The 15,457-nt window shown below is 72.1% G+C and carries 19 protein-coding genes; 9 read left to right on the top strand and 10 right to left on the bottom strand.

Annotated elements, in window-relative coordinates; translation table 11 throughout:
- The first annotated feature begins 144 nt into the window (after window positions 1-144).
- The 3 genes from ACPPVS_RS04485 (at window position 145) to ACPPVS_RS04495 (ending at window position 3,007) form a co-directional block, all read left to right on the top strand.
- Window positions 145-693, top strand: a complete 549-nt coding sequence (locus ACPPVS_RS04485) for an ASCH domain-containing protein (RefSeq protein WP_426594816.1) — start codon at window positions 145-147, stop codon at window positions 691-693.
- 60 nt (window positions 694-753) lie between these two features.
- Window positions 754-1,827: a 3-isopropylmalate dehydrogenase gene (locus ACPPVS_RS04490; RefSeq protein WP_426594818.1), complete on the top strand. Its 1,074-nt coding sequence runs from the start codon at window positions 754-756 to the stop codon at window positions 1,825-1,827.
- A 70-nt stretch (window positions 1,828-1,897) separates the two neighbouring features.
- Window positions 1,898-3,007 (top strand): branched-chain amino acid aminotransferase, encoded by a 1,110-nt coding sequence (locus ACPPVS_RS04495; RefSeq protein WP_426594820.1) that lies wholly within the window; start codon window positions 1,898-1,900, stop codon window positions 3,005-3,007.
- A 67-nt stretch (window positions 3,008-3,074) separates the two neighbouring features.
- On the opposite strand, the gene ACPPVS_RS04500 is transcribed toward ACPPVS_RS04495, so the two are convergent.
- Window positions 3,075-3,713 (bottom strand): DUF6069 family protein, encoded by a 639-nt coding sequence (locus ACPPVS_RS04500; RefSeq protein WP_426594822.1) that lies wholly within the window; start codon window positions 3,711-3,713, stop codon window positions 3,075-3,077.
- Window positions 3,714-4,191: 478 nt separating this feature from the next.
- Here ACPPVS_RS04500 and cimA point away from each other — a divergent pair, with 478 nt between their 5' ends.
- The 4 genes from cimA to ACPPVS_RS04520 all read left to right on the top strand — a co-directional run bounded on the left by cimA (window position 4,192) and on the right by ACPPVS_RS04520 (window position 8,361).
- Entirely contained in the window at window positions 4,192-5,742 is a 1,551-nt protein-coding gene (gene cimA / locus ACPPVS_RS04505; protein WP_426595881.1) for a citramalate synthase, read from the top strand.
- A gap of 89 nt (window positions 5,743-5,831) precedes the next feature.
- Entirely contained in the window at window positions 5,832-6,689 is an 858-nt protein-coding gene (locus ACPPVS_RS04510) for a hypothetical protein (protein ID WP_426594824.1), read from the top strand.
- Window positions 6,690-6,710: 21 nt separating this feature from the next.
- The gene (locus ACPPVS_RS04515) at window positions 6,711-7,769 is read left to right on the top strand and encodes a lipoate--protein ligase family protein (RefSeq protein ID WP_426594826.1); all 1,059 of its coding nucleotides are present in this window, start codon (window positions 6,711-6,713) and stop codon (window positions 7,767-7,769) included.
- Window positions 7,770-7,815: 46 nt separating this feature from the next.
- Window positions 7,816-8,361 (top strand): DapH/DapD/GlmU-related protein, encoded by a 546-nt coding sequence (locus ACPPVS_RS04520; RefSeq protein WP_426594827.1) that lies wholly within the window; start codon window positions 7,816-7,818, stop codon window positions 8,359-8,361.
- A 1-nt stretch (window position 8,362) separates the two neighbouring features.
- Here the strand turns inward: ACPPVS_RS04520 and ACPPVS_RS04525 are convergent, their stop codons facing one another.
- Genes ACPPVS_RS04525 through ACPPVS_RS04545 form a run of 5 tightly spaced genes read right to left on the bottom strand, consistent with a single transcriptional unit; the run spans window position 8,363 to window position 10,482 of the window.
- Window positions 8,363-8,719, bottom strand: a complete 357-nt coding sequence (locus ACPPVS_RS04525) for a DUF202 domain-containing protein (protein WP_426594829.1) — start codon at window positions 8,717-8,719, stop codon at window positions 8,363-8,365.
- A complete protein-coding gene (locus ACPPVS_RS04530) occupies window positions 8,716-9,081 on the bottom strand; it encodes a YidH family protein (protein WP_426594831.1) in 366 nt (121 codons plus the stop codon). The genes ACPPVS_RS04525 and ACPPVS_RS04530 overlap by 4 nt, the downstream gene beginning before the upstream one ends.
- 15 nt (window positions 9,082-9,096) lie before the next feature.
- Window positions 9,097-9,519, bottom strand: coding sequence for a hypothetical protein (locus ACPPVS_RS04535; RefSeq protein ID WP_426594833.1), 423 nt, complete (start codon window positions 9,517-9,519; stop codon window positions 9,097-9,099).
- The gene (locus ACPPVS_RS04540) at window positions 9,506-9,700 is read right to left on the bottom strand and encodes a helix-turn-helix transcriptional regulator (protein WP_426594835.1); all 195 of its coding nucleotides are present in this window, start codon (window positions 9,698-9,700) and stop codon (window positions 9,506-9,508) included. Before ACPPVS_RS04540 ends, ACPPVS_RS04535 begins: the two co-directional genes overlap by 14 nt.
- Complete coding sequence (locus tag ACPPVS_RS04545) at window positions 9,697-10,482, bottom strand: CPBP family intramembrane glutamic endopeptidase (protein ID WP_426594837.1); 786 nt, start codon at window positions 10,480-10,482, stop codon at window positions 9,697-9,699. Before ACPPVS_RS04545 ends, ACPPVS_RS04540 begins: the two co-directional genes overlap by 4 nt.
- A gap of 153 nt (window positions 10,483-10,635) precedes the next feature.
- Between ACPPVS_RS04545 and ACPPVS_RS04550 the strand changes: the two genes are divergently transcribed.
- Entirely contained in the window at window positions 10,636-10,800 is a 165-nt protein-coding gene (locus ACPPVS_RS04550) for a hypothetical protein (protein ID WP_426594839.1), read from the top strand.
- Between the two features lie 2 nt (window positions 10,801-10,802).
- On the opposite strand, the gene ACPPVS_RS04555 is transcribed toward ACPPVS_RS04550, so the two are convergent.
- Window positions 10,803-11,513, bottom strand: coding sequence for a YggS family pyridoxal phosphate-dependent enzyme (locus tag ACPPVS_RS04555; protein ID WP_426594841.1), 711 nt, complete (start codon window positions 11,511-11,513; stop codon window positions 10,803-10,805).
- Between the two features lie 41 nt (window positions 11,514-11,554).
- Here ACPPVS_RS04555 and ACPPVS_RS04560 point away from each other — a divergent pair, with 41 nt between their 5' ends.
- The gene (locus ACPPVS_RS04560) at window positions 11,555-11,953 is read left to right on the top strand and encodes a YccF domain-containing protein (protein ID WP_426594843.1); all 399 of its coding nucleotides are present in this window, start codon (window positions 11,555-11,557) and stop codon (window positions 11,951-11,953) included.
- Here ACPPVS_RS04560 and ACPPVS_RS04565 read toward each other — a convergent pair.
- Genes ACPPVS_RS04565 through ACPPVS_RS04575 form a run of 3 tightly spaced genes read right to left on the bottom strand, consistent with a single transcriptional unit; the run spans window position 11,950 to window position 15,399 of the window.
- Complete coding sequence (locus ACPPVS_RS04565; RefSeq protein ID WP_426594845.1) at window positions 11,950-12,336, bottom strand: MmcQ/YjbR family DNA-binding protein; 387 nt, start codon at window positions 12,334-12,336, stop codon at window positions 11,950-11,952. The two genes, ACPPVS_RS04560 and ACPPVS_RS04565, sit on opposite strands and share 4 nt — an antisense overlap.
- On the bottom strand, window positions 12,336-12,839 hold the full coding sequence (ybaK, locus tag ACPPVS_RS04570; RefSeq protein ID WP_426594847.1) for a Cys-tRNA(Pro) deacylase: 504 nt from the start codon (window positions 12,837-12,839) through the stop codon (window positions 12,336-12,338). Before ybaK ends, ACPPVS_RS04565 begins: the two co-directional genes overlap by 1 nt.
- Before the next feature lie 13 nt (window positions 12,840-12,852).
- Entirely contained in the window at window positions 12,853-15,399 is a 2,547-nt protein-coding gene (locus ACPPVS_RS04575; RefSeq protein WP_426594849.1) for a DEAD/DEAH box helicase, read from the bottom strand.
- Between the last annotated feature and the right edge of the window lie 58 nt (window positions 15,400-15,457).

Consider the following 15,457-nt stretch of genomic DNA (forward strand, 5'->3'; position numbering starts at 1 on the left):
CGGCGTTCCACCCCCCGCTGAGTGCGTCGCCGGGCGGACCGCTCCGACGGCGGCGCGTGTGGCGTGCGCGCGCATGTGGTCGGACGGTTAGGGTCGGTCGGGCGCGTGCGCAAGGATGGGTGCACCGACGACGGAGGGACGACGATGACCGACGAGCAGGCACCGACGCAGGGCACGGTCGGGGAGGTCGAGGATCTGCGGATCTCGGCGTTCTGGCAGGCCGCCCGCGGTCACGTCGGGCTCGGCAAGATGGACGCGGTCATGGGCGGCACCCCGGACGACGTCGTGCCGCCGCCGTCCTGGTCGTACGGCGACGGTGCAGCGGCCGACGAGCTCCTCGGCCGCGTGCTCGACGGCACCAAGTCCGGCACCGCGACCCTCCTCGCGCAGCTGCAGGGCGAGGGTATCGAGGTGCCCCGCGTCGGCGACCTCTCGATCGTCACGGACGCGAACGGTGAGCCCCGGGCGGTCCTGCGGACCACCGAGGTCGAGGTCGTCCGGTTCGACGAGGTCTCCGGCGAGCACGCGGCCGCCGAGGGTGGCCCCGACGCGTCGCTGGAGTCGTGGGTCGCCGAGCACGAGGCGTCGTTCGGGGCGGTGCTCGGGGACGCGTTCACGTCGGCCTCTGAGGTGGTCCTGGAGCGGTTCGAGATCATCTACCCCACCAGCGGTCCGACGCCGGCCGTCGACTGACCCCCTGCCACAATTTGAGACGCCCGTCCCGAGCCGTGGGACGGGGGTTAGGCTCGATCCATGGTCGACACCTCTGCTGCCCAGCACATCAACCTCGCCGTCGTGGCGGGGGACGGCATCGGCACCGAGGTGGTCGAGCAGGGTCTCCTGGCGCTCGACACGGCGCTGCACGGCGGCCCGGTCACGGTGTCGACGACCGACTTCGACCTGGGCGCGCGCCGCTGGCACGCGACCGGCGAGACGCTGACCGACACCGACCTCGACGCGATCCGCGGGCACGACGCGATCCTGCTGGGTGCCATCGGCGACCCGAGCGTCCCGTCGGGCGTGCTCGAGCGGGGGCTGCTGCTCAAGCTCCGCTTCGCGCTGGACCACTACGTCAACCTGCGCCCGAGCCGCCTGTACCCCGGCGTGACGTCGCCGCTCGGCAACCCCGGCGAGATCGACTTCGTGGTGGTCCGTGAGGGCACCGAGGGTCCGTACGTGGGCAACGGCGGCGCCATCCGCGTCGGCACGCCGCACGAGGTGGCCAACGAGGTCAGCGTGAACACGGCGTTCGGCGTGGAGCGCGTGGTCCGCGACGCGTTCGCCCGTGCCGCGGCCCGCCCGCGCAAGAAGCTGACGCTGGTGCACAAGCACAACGTCCTGGTGCACGCCGGCCACCTGTGGCGCCGCACGGTCGAGGCCGTGAACGCGGAGTTCCCCGACGTCACCGTCGACTACCTGCACGTGGACGCGGCGACGATCTTCCTGGTCACCAACCCGTCGCGGTTCGACGTGATCGTCACCGACAACCTGTTCGGCGACATCCTCACGGACCTCGCCGCGGCCATCACCGGCGGCATCGGACTGGCGGCGTCGGCCAACATCAACCCGGACCGCACCGCGCCCAGCATGTTCGAGCCCGTGCACGGCTCGGCCCCCGACATCGCGGGCCAGGGCAAGGCCGACCCGACGGCCACGGTGCTGTCGGTCGCGCTGCTGCTCGAGCACCTCGGCCTGACGGATGCGGCCGCCCGCGTCGAGCAGGCCGTCGCCGACGACATCGCGGACCGCAAGGGCCAGGACTCACACACGCGAGTACGTTCGACGGCCGAGGTGGGCAAGGACCTCGCCGCGCGCATCGCCGGCTAGTCCTGCGCAGAGACACCCGGCCGTCCTCACCGGTACCGTCGTTTCCGACTCTGGTGAAAGGCCCCCGATCATGAGCACCCTGGCAACACCCACGTCCGCCGACACATTCGAGATCACGCGGACCGACACACCCGTCCCCGACGCGCAGCGCGAGGCAGCGCTGGCCGCGCCGAAGTTCGGCACCGTGTTCACCGAACACATGGCCCGCATCTCGTACTCGCAGGAGACCGGCTGGTCGAACCGGCGCGTCGAGAAGTACGGCCCGCTGCAGATGGACCCGGCCACGGCCGTCCTGCACTACGCGCAGGAGATCTTCGAGGGTCTCAAGGCGTACAAGCACCCCGACGGCTCGGTCTGGACGTTCCGTCCGCAGTCCAACGCCGCGCGGTTCGCCAGGTCGGCCCACCGCCTCGCGCTCCCCCCGCTGAGCGAGGCCGACTTCCTCGGCGCCATCCAGGCCCTCGTCGCGACCGACGTGGCCTGGGTGCCCGGCGGCGAGGAGACGAGCCTGTACCTGCGACCGTTCATGTACGCCTCGGAGAGCTTCCTCGGCGTGCGGCCCTCGCTCGAGGCCGAGTTCCTGGTCATCGCGTCGCCCGTCGGCCCGTACTTCGCCGGCGGGGTCCGGCCCGTGTCCATCTGGGTCGCCGAGGACTACCACCGCGCCGGCGCGGGTGGCACGGGCGGCGCCAAGTGCGGCGGCAACTACGCCGCGAGCCTGCTCCCGCAGCAGGAGGCCTACGCCAAGGGCTTCGAGCAGGTGTGCTTCCTGGACGCGTCGACCAACACCTACCTGGAAGAGCTCGGCGGGATGAACGTCTGCGTCGTGTACGCCGACGGCAGCGTCGCGACGCCGCCGGTCTCGGGCTCGATCCTCGAGGGCGTCACGCGCTCCTCGATCCTGCGCCTGCTCACCGACGCCGGGCACGAGGTCTCCGAGCGCCCGATCACGCTGGCCGAGCTCAAGGCCGGGCTCGCCGACGGCAGCGTCAGCGAGGTGTTCGCCTGCGGGACCGCCGCGGTGATGACGCCGATCGGCCGGCTCGCGGGCGAGGGGTTCGACCTGACCGTCGGCGACGGCACGGCCGGTCCGATCACGACGCGCATCCGTGCCGAGCTGACCGACATCCAGTACGGCCGCGCGGCCGACCGGCACGGCTGGCTCCACCAGCTGGCGTAGAGCCGCACAGCGAGACGGCCGGTCACCCGACGATGGGTGACCGGCCGTCCGGCCGTGCGCAGGCGAGCTACTCGACGACGCTGCCGGGCCGCAGCGTGCGGGCGAGCACGCCGGACAGCAGCGACCAGATCGCGATGCCGATGATCAGGTTGAGCAGGCCGGTCGCCACTGCCTGCTTGGTCGTGCCGCCCCACGTGAGCGGGATGAGGGCCGCGACTACGAGCGCCAGGAACATGATCCAGCCGAAGAACGCACGCGGCCGAGGTGTGGTCATCACGAGCAGCTGCAGGAGGGCACCCGCGACGACGGCGCACAGGATGCCGCCGACGATGTAGGCGGCGGCCTCCGAGTCCGTGCCGAACAGGTCTTTGATCAGCAGGTTGATCTTGATGATCTGATCGAGGATCACCACGCCCACGAGCCCGACGAGCGCGGCGACGACGGCGGTCGCAGCGACACCGGCCCAGTAGCGACCGTTGTCGACGGACGGAGCGGTGGATCTCGGCGGCGCCACAGGGACCGGGTAGGCGACTGCCACCGGCTCCACCGCCGGGGGCAACGGTGCGGGTGCGACCGGCTGGGGCGCCGGCACCACGGGCTGGGGCGTCGTGGGGGCCGCGAGGTGCGGCGGGACCGATGCCGCTGGCTGGCCCGGCTGAGGCTGATAGGCCGACTGGCGATCGGGCGGCGGGTTGGGGATCGACATACGGTCTCCTGGATCTCGTCCCACGTGCGGCCGGTCGGCCGCATGACCCCACGCTAGCCACGAGCGGACAGACCCGTGCGATCCGGCACGCGATCGACTGGTCGGCGCGTGGACCGTGTGTCCAAGGGGTGGAACGCGTGACCGCGGCACGTGACGTGTGCCACGATGCGAGGGTGAACAGCACCACCCTCATTATCGAGTAGCGCGTCGGCACACCCGCTGACGCGCAGACCTCCCGTACCCCGGGGGGTCTTTTTGTTGGTCGAGGCATCACCCCCGCCCCGGCTACCGTCGACTGCACCGGCACACCCCGCCGGGCCGTGAAGGCAGCAGCACCGACGTCGCAGGTGAACGTTCGTAGGTGAAGCACCCAGTCCGTCCGTAGCCGCACCGAAGAGAGCACATCGTGTCCGTCCCCGCACTGAACTCGTTCCAGGTCTACGACACGACCCTGCGCGACGGCGCCCAGCAGGAGGGCATGAACCTCTCGGTCGCCGACAAGCTGCTGATCGCGCCGCTGCTCGACGAGCTCGGGGTCGGCTTCATCGAGGGCGGCTGGCCGGGCGCGGTGCCCAAGGACACCGAGTTCTTCAAGCGTGCGGCCAAGGAGCTCGACTTCCGCAACGCCGAGCTCGCGGCGTTCGGCAGCACGCGCAAGGCCGGTACGCGCGCGGTCGACGACCCGCAGGTGCGGGCCCTGGTCGATTCCGAGGCGCCCGTCGTGGCCATCGTCGCCAAGCACGACCTGCGGCACGCCGAGCGCGCGCTGCGCACGACGGGCGAGGAGAACATCGCGATGATCGCGGACACGGTCGCGTTCCTCGTGCGCGAGGGGCGCCGGGTCGTCGTCGACGCGGAGCACTTCTTCGACGGCTACCGCTTCGACGCGGCCTACTCGCGGGCGGCCGTCCTGGCCGGGTTCGAGGCGGGCGCCGAGGTGGTGGCCCTGTGCGACACCAACGGCGGGATGGTGCCGGCGTGGGTGACCCAGATCGTGCACGAGATCCGCGACGCCGTCGGTCCGGACGCGATCCTCGGCATGCACGCGCACAACGACTCGGGCTGCGCCGTGGCCAACACGCTCGCCGCGGTCGAGGCCGGCTGCACCCACGTGCAGGGCACCGTCAACGGGTACGGCGAGCGCACCGGCAACGCCGACCTGCTGGCCGTCGTCGCCAACCTGGAGCTCAAGTACGACCTGCCCGTGCTCAAGACGAGCGAGGGGCGCCCGGGCGGACTGCGGGACCTGACCCGCATCGCGCACGCGATCAGCGAGATCACGAACATCTCGCCGTTCGCGCGCTCGCCCTACGTCGGGGCCAGCGCGTTCGCGCACAAGGCGGGGCTGCACGCGTCCGCGATCCGGGTCGACCCGGACCTGTACCAGCACACCGATCCGGCAGCGGTGGGCAACGACATGCGGATGCTCATCTCGGACATGGCCGGTCGCGCGTCCATCGAGCTCAAGGGTCGTGAGCTGGGCTTCGACCTGGCCGACCGGCCGGAGGTGCTCGGCCGGGTCACGGACCGTGTCAAGGACGCCGAGGCCAACGGCTACACGTACGAGGCGGCCGACGCGTCGTTCGAGTTGCTGCTGCTCGAGGAGCTCAACGGGCAGCGCACCCAGTACTTCGCCGTCGAGTCGTGGCGCGCCATCGTCGAGCGCCGCGGACCCCGGGGGACCCCTGCCACAGCGGAGGCCACAGTCAAGCTGCACGCCGGCGGCGAGCGGATCGTCAGCACGGGCGAGGGCGTCGGACCGGTCAACGCGCTGGACCACGCTCTGCGTCAGGCGCTGCTGCGGGTGTACCCCGAGCTCGAGACGTTCGAGCTGATCGACTTCAAGGTGCGCATCCTCGACTCGAACTACGGCACCGACGCGATCACGCGGGTGCTCATCGAGATGAGCGACGGCAAGGACGTCTGGAGCACGGTCGGCGTGGGCCCCAACCTGCTCGAGGCGTCGTGGGAGGCACTGACCGACTCGGCCATCTGGGGCCTCTACCACCACGGCATCGCGCCGCGCTGAACTTCATCCCTGCGCTGCACAGCCACGCCGCCTAACCTCGGGACCTGACGGTCGCGACCCGGTGGCCGGTCCGGCGGAAGGTGGCGGCGGTGTCCGACCCGCTCTCGTCCGACCCGTCGGGGTCCGAGGGTCGAGGCCGATCGTCGGCTCGCGGGTGGTGGTGGCTCGTCGCGGCGGTCGGCGCGCTCGCGGTCCTCGTGCTGCTGGTGGCCGAGCCGTGGTCGGTCCAGACGGAGCCGAACCCCACCGGCGCCGCGACCCAGAGCCCGACGCCGCCCGCGCCCGAGCCGTCCCCGACGCCCTCGGTGTCCGTCGCGCCGCCCGGGTCCGACGTGGTGTTCGACGCGACGACGAGCCTCGGCCTGTTCGTGACGGCCGCGGACCTCGTCGCCGACGTGCCCGCGGCGAAGTCCGGGGTGACGGAGCAGCTGACGTCCGGTGAGCTGCCGTGGGGACTGCCCCCAGCGACGGCCGTCGAACCCGACACGTGCACCCTCGCCGTGACCGTCGTCGCCGCCCAGCCCGCGTTCTACGACGCGCGCAAGTGGGGCAACGACACGATGGACTTCCAGCAGGACCTGACCGTCCTGCCCGACCCGCCCGCTGCGCGGGAGGCGTTCCGGGAGCTGGTGACGACGATCGACGCGTGCCCGACCTATCGCGAGGTCAGCAACGGGGTCGAAGGTGCGCAGTGGACCGCCCAGCCGGCGATCGAGGGCCAGGGGGTGTACCCGTCGATCGTGCTCCAGATCGACCGGACCGTCGGCGGGGCGACGATCCCCGGGTACGAGGGCCAGATGCTCGTCGGCAACACCATCGTCTCGTGGACGGCGCAGGCCTTCTCGACGGCGCCGCCGCAGACCGCCCTGACCACGTTGGGCGGTCCCGAGTCGCTGTCCGCGATGGTGCAGGGCCGCGCGCAGCTGGCGGTCCGCGCGCTCGGGTAGGCGCTCGCCTAGGCTCTCAGCGTGCATGGTGAGTACAAGGTCCCGGGCGGCAAGCTCGTCGCGGTCGACCTCGACGTGGTGGACGGGTTCCTGCGGCACGTGAGCGTGAGCGGCGACTTCTTCCTCGAGCCGGACGAAGCCCTGGAGGTGTTGTCCGGGGCGCTCGAGGGGCTCCCCGTCGACGCGGGCCCCAGCGTCCTCGCGCAGAGCGTGACCGAGGCCCTGCAGTGGTTCCCCGGGCCGGTCACGATGGTCGGGTTCGACGCGCGCGCCGTCGCGATCTCGGTCCGGCGCGCGCTCGGCTACTCGACGGTCTGGAGCGACCACACGTTCGAGCTGCTCCACCCGGGACCGCTGCCGCCCGCGCTGCACGCCGCGCTGGACCAGGTGCTCACCGAGGAGCTCGCCGCCGGCCGGCGCGGGCCCACGCTGCGGTTCTGGGAGTGGGTGGAGCCCGCCGTGATCATCGGGTCGTTCCAGTCGCTGCGGAACGAGGTCGACCTGGCCGCGGCGCAGGCCTACGGCATCACCGTGGTCCGTCGGATCTCCGGTGGGGGTGCGATGTTCATGGAGGCGGGCAACTGCATCACGTTCTCGATGGTGGTGCCCGCCTCGCTGGTCGACGGGATGACGTTCGAGGAGTCGTACACGTTCCTGAACCAGTGGGTGCTGGGCGCGCTCGCGGACGTGGGCGTCCGGGCGACGCTCTCCGGGCTGAACGACATCTCCTCGCCGGCGGGCAAGCTGGCCGGCTCGGCGCAGAAGCGGGTGGTCGGCGGTGCGGTCCTGCACCACGTGACGATGTCCTACGACATCGACGCCGACAAGATGCTCCAGGTGCTGCGGATCGGGCGCGAGAAGCTCTCGGACAAGGGCACCGCGAGCGCGAACAAGCGGGTCGACCCCGTTCGGTCCCAGACGCAGCTGCCGCGCGAAGCGGTCATCGACGCCTTCGTGGCGCACTTCCGGCGGCAGTACCCCACCGTCGACGGCGCGCTTCGGCCCGAGGAGCTCGCGCGGGCGGGTGAGCTGGTCGAGACGAAGTTCGGCGACCCGGCCTGGACCGCTCGCGTGCCCTAGGGCGTGTCTCGGCGCGCGTGCGAACGACCCGGAAGAGGATCGGGGGATGCCCGGTGACCGCCTCATGCTCATCCACGGCCCCGAGTTCCAGGCCATGGCCGAGCGGGTGCTGCGCGTCACCGAGCTCACCTCGCGCCTGAACGTCCTGCCCTTCGACGACGACGACGCGGGCAAGGCCGCCCTCTTCGAGCAGATCCTGGGGCGGCCGCTGCCCGCGCGCACGACGATCTACCCGCCCTTCTACACGGACCACGGGCTGAACCTGGACCTGGCCGAGCGTGTGTTCATCAACCAGGGCTGCACGTTCCTCGACTACTCCGGGATCCGGCTCGCGGAGCGCGTCATGGTCGGGCCCAAGGTCACGTTCATCACCGGAGGGCATCCCGTCGACCCCGCGGAGCGTCGGCTGTACCTCACGGGCGCACCCATCGACGTGGCCGAGAACGTGTGGATCGGAGCGGGCGCGACGATCCTGCCGGGCGTCACGATCGGTCGCGACGCCGTGATCGCCGCCGGTGCGGTCGTGGCCGACGACGTCCCGGCGGCGAGCCTGGTGGCCGGCCCGAAGGCCACGGTGCGTCGGAGCTGGTGAGCTAGGCGCCGTGCAGCAGGACGAAGCCGAGCGCGCCGATGCCGAGCAGGACCAGCCCGCACGCGCAGACCGCGACGAGACGCCCGCCGACGCCCTGGTCGTCGCGACGGGTGCTGCGGCGCTTCGACGTGATCGCGAGCGCCGCGGCGACGATGGCGCCGATCCCCGCGATGCTCCAGGCGGCCGCTCCGGCGAACGTCTGCAGGACGTGGGCCGCGGCCACGCCCCCGGCGGTCAGACCCAGCGCGGTCCGGCGCCAGGCCAGGTGCGTCCGTTCGGCCGCCAGCCCGGTGGCCTGGTCGTCGCGCAGGTCGGTGCCGCCGGCGTCGTGCCCGTCGTCGCCGACGGTCTCGCTCATGCCGTCGCCAGCCCGATCAGCACCAGGAGGCCCGCCACGCACACGCCGACGACCAGGAGCCCGAACGGGGACGGCGCAGGGAGGGGCGTGCCGAGCCGGACCGCTCGTTCGGCCTGCGCCCAGCCGATCCACGCGGTCACCGGCGCGACGAACCCGACGACCACCAGGACGATCGCCGCCGAGAACCGCAGGTGCTCCTCGATGGGCAGGTCGAGCGCCTCGAGCGCCACGCCGCCCGCCAGCAGGGCGAGCGACGTCCGGATCCAGGCCAGGAACGTGCGCTCGTTGGCCAGCGAGAACCGGGCGTCGGGCTCCGTGCCCACGCCATAGACCCAACGGGGGAACCTTCTGTCGTCGGCCACGTGCTCATCTTCGCGTCAGGTGCGGCGGCTGAGCACCACGAACGCGCCGATCAGCGTGGCGTAGACCACGAGCATGGTCAGCTGGAGCACAGCCAGGGGATCGGCGCCGAAGGTGACCGCAACCGTCGCGACGCCGATCGCGACGACGGCCGCGATGCCCGCCCAGGCGAACGCGCCGGCGACGATCGCCCGGTCTCGCTCGTCCGGCTGCCCGGCGAGGGTCCGGCTAGCGGTGCCGGTCGACCCGGGCCGTCGCCAGGACCGCCACAGGGCGACACCGGCGAGCACCAGGAACGGCAGTCCGCCGACGACGGCGCCGGCGGCGGTGTCGGGTTCACCGATCGCCAGGAAGTAGGCCGACAGAGCGAGGACCGCGAGCCCGGCCGCCAGCAGGGGCACGGCCGCTCGCAGGGGACGGCGCGACTCACGGGTCGACATGGAAGATCTCCTCGATGGTGCGGTCGAAGTGGTGCGCGATGGCGAAGGCGAGCGGGAGGGACGGGTCGTAGCGGCCGGTCTCCAGGGAGTTCACCGTCTGCCGGGACACCGCGAGGGCCTCGGCGAGCGCGGCCTGGGAGAGGCCCGACGCCTCGCGGAGCCGACGGATCTCGTTCCTCATGCGGGTTGCACCGACTCGGGCGTCGGTGCCACAGCGATGCGGGCGAGGACGGCCAGGTCGATCAGGACGTGCAGGACCATCGGGATGACGAGGCTGCCGGTGGACAGGTAGAGGCCGGCGAGCACGGCACCGAGTGCGCCTGTGGCGAGCATCCCGAGGCCGCCCTGGTACCAGTGCGCGAGGCCGAACAGCGCGCCTGCGGCGACGATCACGACGACCGCCGCGGCGCCGCGGAGCACCGTCGCGAGGGCCAGCACGACGAGTCCGCGGTAAGTGACCTCCTCGGTGACCCCCGCGCTCAGGGAGAGCCACGCCCAGCCGCGTCGGTCGGCCGACGACACCGGGTGCATGGGGTGTGCCGGCGCCGGGGTGCGCCGGACCCCGGGAAGCCGGCGGCGCAGGACGAGGGCCGCGATCGCGACCACGGCGAGACCGATCGCGGCGCCGAGGAGGATCGCCAGCGCGCTGTCAGCGCCGGGGGAGCGCGCGAGCACGGGGAGCCGCAGCCCGAGCTCGCGGAGCGAGACGCCCGGCAGGACGACCACCAGGGCCACGACGGCGAGGCCGAGGATCCAGCCCTGCCGCGTCCAGCGGCGGTAGAAGCGGACCCGGACCGCCCGCCGATGCTCCGGGTCGCCGTCCAGGTGCGAGAGGAAGCGGCGGTAGGCGCGGCGTCCGGTCACCGGTTCGAGCGCTACGAGCGCGAGCGCCGCGGCGACGAGGGCCACCGCGGTGACCGCGGGCAGGTCGAGCTCCTGCAGGGCGTCGAGCGTGCCGGTCACCTGGTGCCTCCGTAGCCGCATGTCAAGGTGCCTTGACATGACAAGGATGCTTGACAGTCCGATCGGTGTCAAGCGACCTTGACGTATCTGGTGGGCGTCCCGGTCCTCCTTCCTTGCGACTGCCCGGTGACTTCCCCGACGAAGGAGCAGCAGATGACCGCGTACGCCGGCCTGGACCGCGAGCTCCGTCGCATGAGCCTGCTGCACGCCCGCGAGCTGGCGAACGCGCGCCGTCGCGCCAGCAGCGCACGGTCGGCGGCCACGCGGGTCGTCGTGCTGCGCGGGGGTGGTCGGGCGGCGCGCCGGCCCGGCTCCTGACCTCAGGCCGGCCGCGCCCCGAACACGGCGCTGCCCACCCGCACGATGGTCGCCCCCTCCGCGATCGCGAGCTCGAGGTCGCCGCTCATGCCCATCGACAGCTCGCGCGCGCCGGGAACGCCCGCGGCGACGACCTCGTCGCGGATGCTGCGCAGGAGCGCGTAGCCGCCGCGCACGACGTCGGCGTCGGGGGAGTTGGCGCCCACCGTCATGAAGCCGCCCAGCCGCAGCCCGTCGAGCGCCGCGACCGCGCCAGCGAGGTCGACCGCCTGTGCCGGGGCGACGCCGTGCTTCGTCGGCTCTCCGGAGACGTTGACCTGCACGTACACCTCCAGGCCGTCGGCGCGCGCCGCCAGTCGTTGCGCCAGGCCGAGCGAGGCGACCGACTCGATGCAGGACGCCCAGCGCAGTGCGGCGGTGACCTTGTTCGACTGCAGCGGGCCGATGAGGTGGGTCGGGACGTGCAGGTCCCGGAACAACGGCCCCTTGGCCACGAGCTCCTGGACCCGGTTCTCGCCGACGAGGACCGGCTGCCCGGCATCGGCGACCAGGGCGGCGCGGACCGTCTCCGCGTCCTGCGTCTTGGTGGCCAGCAGGAGCCGCACCGATCCGGGGGGGCGTCCGGCGGCGCTCTCGGCGGCGGCGATCCGGGCCCGCAGGCGGGTGAGCCGGTCGGCCACCGTGCCGGCCGACGTGCCGGGGTCGACGGTCATGGCACGCACCCTATCCGGCCGTCGTGGTGCACCCTGGACCTGTGAAGACGCTGCTGAACCTGATCTGGCTGGTGCTCGCAGGCTTCTGGCTCGCGCTGGGCTACGTGTTCGCGGGCGTGCTGTGCTGCATCCTCATCGTCACCATCCCGTTCGGCATCGCGTCGTTCCGGATGGCGAGCTATGCGCTGTGGCCGTTCGGGCGCACGGTCGTCGACAAGCCGACCGCCGGCGCGTGGTCCGTGATCGGGAACGTCATCTGGATCATCGTGGCGGGCTGGTGGCTCGCACTGATGCACATCGTCACGGGCATCCTCGAGGCGATCACCATCATCGGGATACCGCTCGCGCTGGCCAACTGGAAGATGGTGCCGATCTCGCTGGTCCCGCTGGGCAAGCAGATCGTCCCGTCGGACCGGGCGATGGCGGCCTACGGGCGCTAGGGCCCGTCGGGGTGCTCCGCGAGCCAGCGGGCGCCCACCGTCTTCGGCGTCGCCAGCAGCCACGCCTCGACGATCACGTCCGTCAGCTCCTCGACGTCGATGACGTCGAGCCGGACCAGCACCGCCGGATAGCCGTGGAAGTGCGGCGTGACGAAGTACGCGTCGGGCCGCCGGGCCAGCAGCTCGTCCTTGGCGACGAGCGTGCCGGTGTGCACCATGAGGACCGGCCCCTCGGGCACGGCGTCGCCGAGCGCCTTGAGGTCCGCGGGCCGCAACCCGCGCGCCTTGACGACGACCTTGCCGCGCACCGACCAGACGTGCCCCTCCTGGGTCGTCTCGGGCAGCGCCAGCGCGGCGGCGGCGACGTCCTCGAAGGTGGCCATCAGGCCCGCGCGATGTCCGCGACGGTCGCGCCCGTGAGCCGGACCAGGTCGTCGGGGGACAGCTCGACGTCGAGGCCCCGTCGGCCCCCCGAGACGAAGACCGTGTCGAACAGCCAGGCCGTCTCGTCGATCACCGTCGGGTGTGCGCTGCGCTGGCCGAGCGGCGAGATCCCGCCGACGACGTAGCCGGTGGCCCGTTCGGCGTCGTGCCGGTCGGCCAGGGCGGCCTTCTTGCCGTCGACCGCGTGCGCCAGGGCCTTGAGATCGAGCTGGCCGGTCACCGGCACGACCGCGACCGTGAGCGTGCCGTCCACGCTGGTCATGAGGGTCTTGAACACCTGCTCGGGCGGGACGCCGATGGCCGCGGCCGCCTCGAGGCCGTAGCCGAGCATGGAGGCCGGGTCGTGCTCGTACGTGTGCGCCGTGTGCTCGACGCCGGCGGCGGTCAGGGCGACGAGCGCGGGGGTTCCGGTGGGTGCGTGCTTGGCCACGTTCTTGGACACGACGACCAGCCTGTCACAACGGTCCGACGGCCGTGATGCGCAGCTGGACCTCGCTGGTCTCGTCGGAACCGGCGAGGTCGACCACGGCGTCGATGCGCCAGTCGTGGTCGCCCTGCGGGTCGTCGAGAAGCTGGCGGACGGTCCACGTGCTGCGTCCCGGCGTGACCTGGAACAGCGCCGGCCCGCGCGCGGGCGAGCCGGTGAGGATCTCGTCGTGGTCGTCGTAGAACGGGTCCAGCGCGTCGCGCCACCGATCCACCGTCCACGGTTCGCCGTCGTCGTCCACGTCACCGAGTGCCGCGAGCCCGCCGTAGAACTCCCGGGCCGCCAGCTCTACTCGGCGGAACAATGCGCCGCGGACCAGCGCGCGGAACACGCGCGGGTTGGCCGAGATGGGCTCGGGGACGTCCTCGTCCAGACCGCCGGGCGCGTCCGCGCCGTGCTCGTCGAGCGGGTTGGACAGCCGCTCCCACTCGTCGAGCAGGCTCGAGTCGGTGCGCCTGACCAGGTCGCCCAGCCACTCGATGAGCTCCCACAGCTCCTCGGTCCGCGCGTCCTCGGGGACCGTCTGGCGCAGCGCCCGGTAGGCGTCCGCGAGGTAGCGCAGCAGCACGCCCTCGGTGCGGTCCAGCTGGTAGTAGGCCACGTACTCGGCGAAGCTCATGGCCCGCTCGTGCATGTCGCGGACCACCGACTTGGGGGACAGCGCGAGGTCGGCCACCCACGGGTTGGTCTGGCGGTACGTGACGAACATGGCCTCGAGCAGCTCCGCGAGCGGCTTGGGGTACGTGACGCCCTCGAGCAGCGCCATGCGCTCGTCGTACTCGATGCCGTCGGCCTTCATCGCCGCCACGGCCTCGCCGCGCGCCCTGTTCTCCTGCGCCGCCAGCACCTGGCGGGGGTCGTCGAGGGTCGACTCGATCACGGAGACGACGTCGTGCCCGTAGGACGGGTCCGCCTGGTCGAGCAGGTCGAGCGCCGCGTACGCGAAGGGCGACAGCGCCTGGTTGAGCGCGAAGTTGGGCGGCAGGTCGGTGGTCAGGCGCAGGCCGCGGTGGCGGTGCCCGTCCTGGTCGACGATCCACGGGCGCTCGATGACCCCGGCGGCCTTGAGCGAGCGGTAGACGGCGATGGCCCGACGGACGTGCCGGCCCTGGGCGCCGGCCGGCTCGTGGTTGTCGGTGAGCAGCTTGGTCATCGCCGCGACCGGGTCGCCCTCCCGCGCCAGGACATTGAGCACCATGGCGTGCGACACCGCGAAGCTGCTGGTCAACGGCTCGGGCGGGGCGTCGCGCAGGCGCTCGAACGTCTTGTCCGTCCAGTTGACGTGCCCTTCGGGCGCCCTCTTGCGGACGATCTTCTTGAGCTTCTTCGGGTCGTCGCCGGCGCGCTCGAGCAGCTTGCGGTTCTCGATCACGTGCTCGGGCGCCAGGACGATCACCTCGCCGACGGTGTCGAAGCCGGCACGCCCAGCCCGCCCGGCGATCTGGTGGAACTCGCGCGCGGACAGGTGCCGCATCCGGACGCCGTCGTACTTGACCAGGCTGGTGAGCAGGACGGTGCGGATGGGCACGTTGATGCCGACGCCGAGCGTGTCCGTCCCGCAGACGACCGGCAGCAGCCCCTTCTGCGTGAGCCGCTCGACCACCCGGCGGTACTTGGGCAGCATCCCCGCGTGGTGCACCCCCACCCCGTGCCGCAGCAGCCGGTTCAGGGTCTTGCCGAACCCCGGGCCGAACCGGAAGCCCGCGATCTCGTCGCCGATCCGGTCCCGCTGCTCGCGGCTGGCCAGCGGCGTGGACAGCAACGACTGCGCGCGCTCGACGGCCTCCTTCTGCGTGAAGTGCACGACGTAGACCGGGGCTCGCCGCGTCTTGACCAGCTCGTCGAGGAGCTCGTGCAGCGGCTCGATCACGTAGTTGAAGATCAGCGGCACGGGCCGTTCGGCGTTCGCGATGACGGCCACGGGCTGGTGCGTCCGTCGGGTCAGGTCCTCCGCGAAGAAGGCGACGTCGCCGAGCGTCGCGGACATGAGCACGAACTGGACTGTCGAGAGCTCCAGCAGCGGCACCTGCCACGCCCAGCCGCGCTGCGGGTCGGAGTAGAAGTGGAACTCGTCCATGACCACCTGGCCGACGTCCGCGTCGTCGCCCTCGCGCAGCGCCACGTTGGCCAGGATCTCGGCCGTGCAGCAGATGATCGGCGCACCAGGGTTCACCGCCGAGTCGCCCGTCATCATGCCGACGTTGGCCGACCCGAACGCCTCAACCAGGGCGAAGAACTTCTCGCTGACGAGCGCCTTGAGCGGTGCCGTGTAGTACGTGCGGCGGCCCTGGGCCAGGGCGACGAAGTGCGCCGCGACGGCCACCAGCGACTTCCCGGAACCCGTGGGTGTCGACAGGATCACGTGCGCGCCGGTGACCAGCTCGAGCAGTGCCTCGTCCTGGTGCGGGTAGAGCGTCAGCCCCTGGTCGTCGGCCCAGCCGGTGAAGGCCTCGTACAGCGCGTCGGGATCGTTCGGGTCGGCCGGGATGCGTTCGGCCAGCGTGGGGGTGCTCATCGTGAGTCGATGGTCCCATGAGGTTCTAGGGTGTGGGCCGTGACCGAGCGCCCGACGG

Origin of the sequence: Cellulomonas sp. McL0617 (genome assembly GCF_049994875.1) — a bacterium.
In the GTDB taxonomy this organism is placed as follows: Bacteria; Actinomycetota; Actinomycetes; order Actinomycetales; family Cellulomonadaceae; genus Cellulomonas.

Coding starts and splice junctions, on each gene's coding strand:
- ACPPVS_RS04495 (WP_426594820.1), top strand. CDS start 1,898: ATGAGCACCCTGGCAACACCCACGTCCGCCGACACATTCGAGATCACG.
- ACPPVS_RS04485 (WP_426594816.1), top strand. CDS start 145: ATGACCGACGAGCAGGCACCGACGCAGGGCACGGTCGGGGAGGTCGAG.
- ACPPVS_RS04535 (WP_426594833.1), bottom strand. CDS start 9,519: ATGTCGACCCGTGAGTCGCGCCGTCCCCTGCGAGCGGCCGTGCCCCTG.
- ACPPVS_RS04540 (WP_426594835.1), bottom strand. CDS start 9,700: ATGAGGAACGAGATCCGTCGGCTCCGCGAGGCGTCGGGCCTCTCCCAG.
- ACPPVS_RS04525 (WP_426594829.1), bottom strand. CDS start 8,719: ATGAGCGAGACCGTCGGCGACGACGGGCACGACGCCGGCGGCACCGAC.
- ACPPVS_RS04550 (WP_426594839.1), top strand. CDS start 10,636: ATGACCGCGTACGCCGGCCTGGACCGCGAGCTCCGTCGCATGAGCCTG.
- ACPPVS_RS04520 (WP_426594827.1), top strand. CDS start 7,816: ATGCCCGGTGACCGCCTCATGCTCATCCACGGCCCCGAGTTCCAGGCC.
- ACPPVS_RS04490 (WP_426594818.1), top strand. CDS start 754: ATGGTCGACACCTCTGCTGCCCAGCACATCAACCTCGCCGTCGTGGCG.
- cimA (WP_426595881.1), top strand. CDS start 4,192: ATGAACCTCTCGGTCGCCGACAAGCTGCTGATCGCGCCGCTGCTCGAC.
- ACPPVS_RS04565 (WP_426594845.1), bottom strand. CDS start 12,336: ATGGCCACCTTCGAGGACGTCGCCGCCGCCGCGCTGGCGCTGCCCGAG.
- ACPPVS_RS04555 (WP_426594841.1), bottom strand. CDS start 11,513: ATGACCGTCGACCCCGGCACGTCGGCCGGCACGGTGGCCGACCGGCTC.
- ACPPVS_RS04500 (WP_426594822.1), bottom strand. CDS start 3,713: ATGTCGATCCCCAACCCGCCGCCCGATCGCCAGTCGGCCTATCAGCCT.
- ACPPVS_RS04575 (WP_426594849.1), bottom strand. CDS start 15,399: ATGAGCACCCCCACGCTGGCCGAACGCATCCCGGCCGACCCGAACGAT.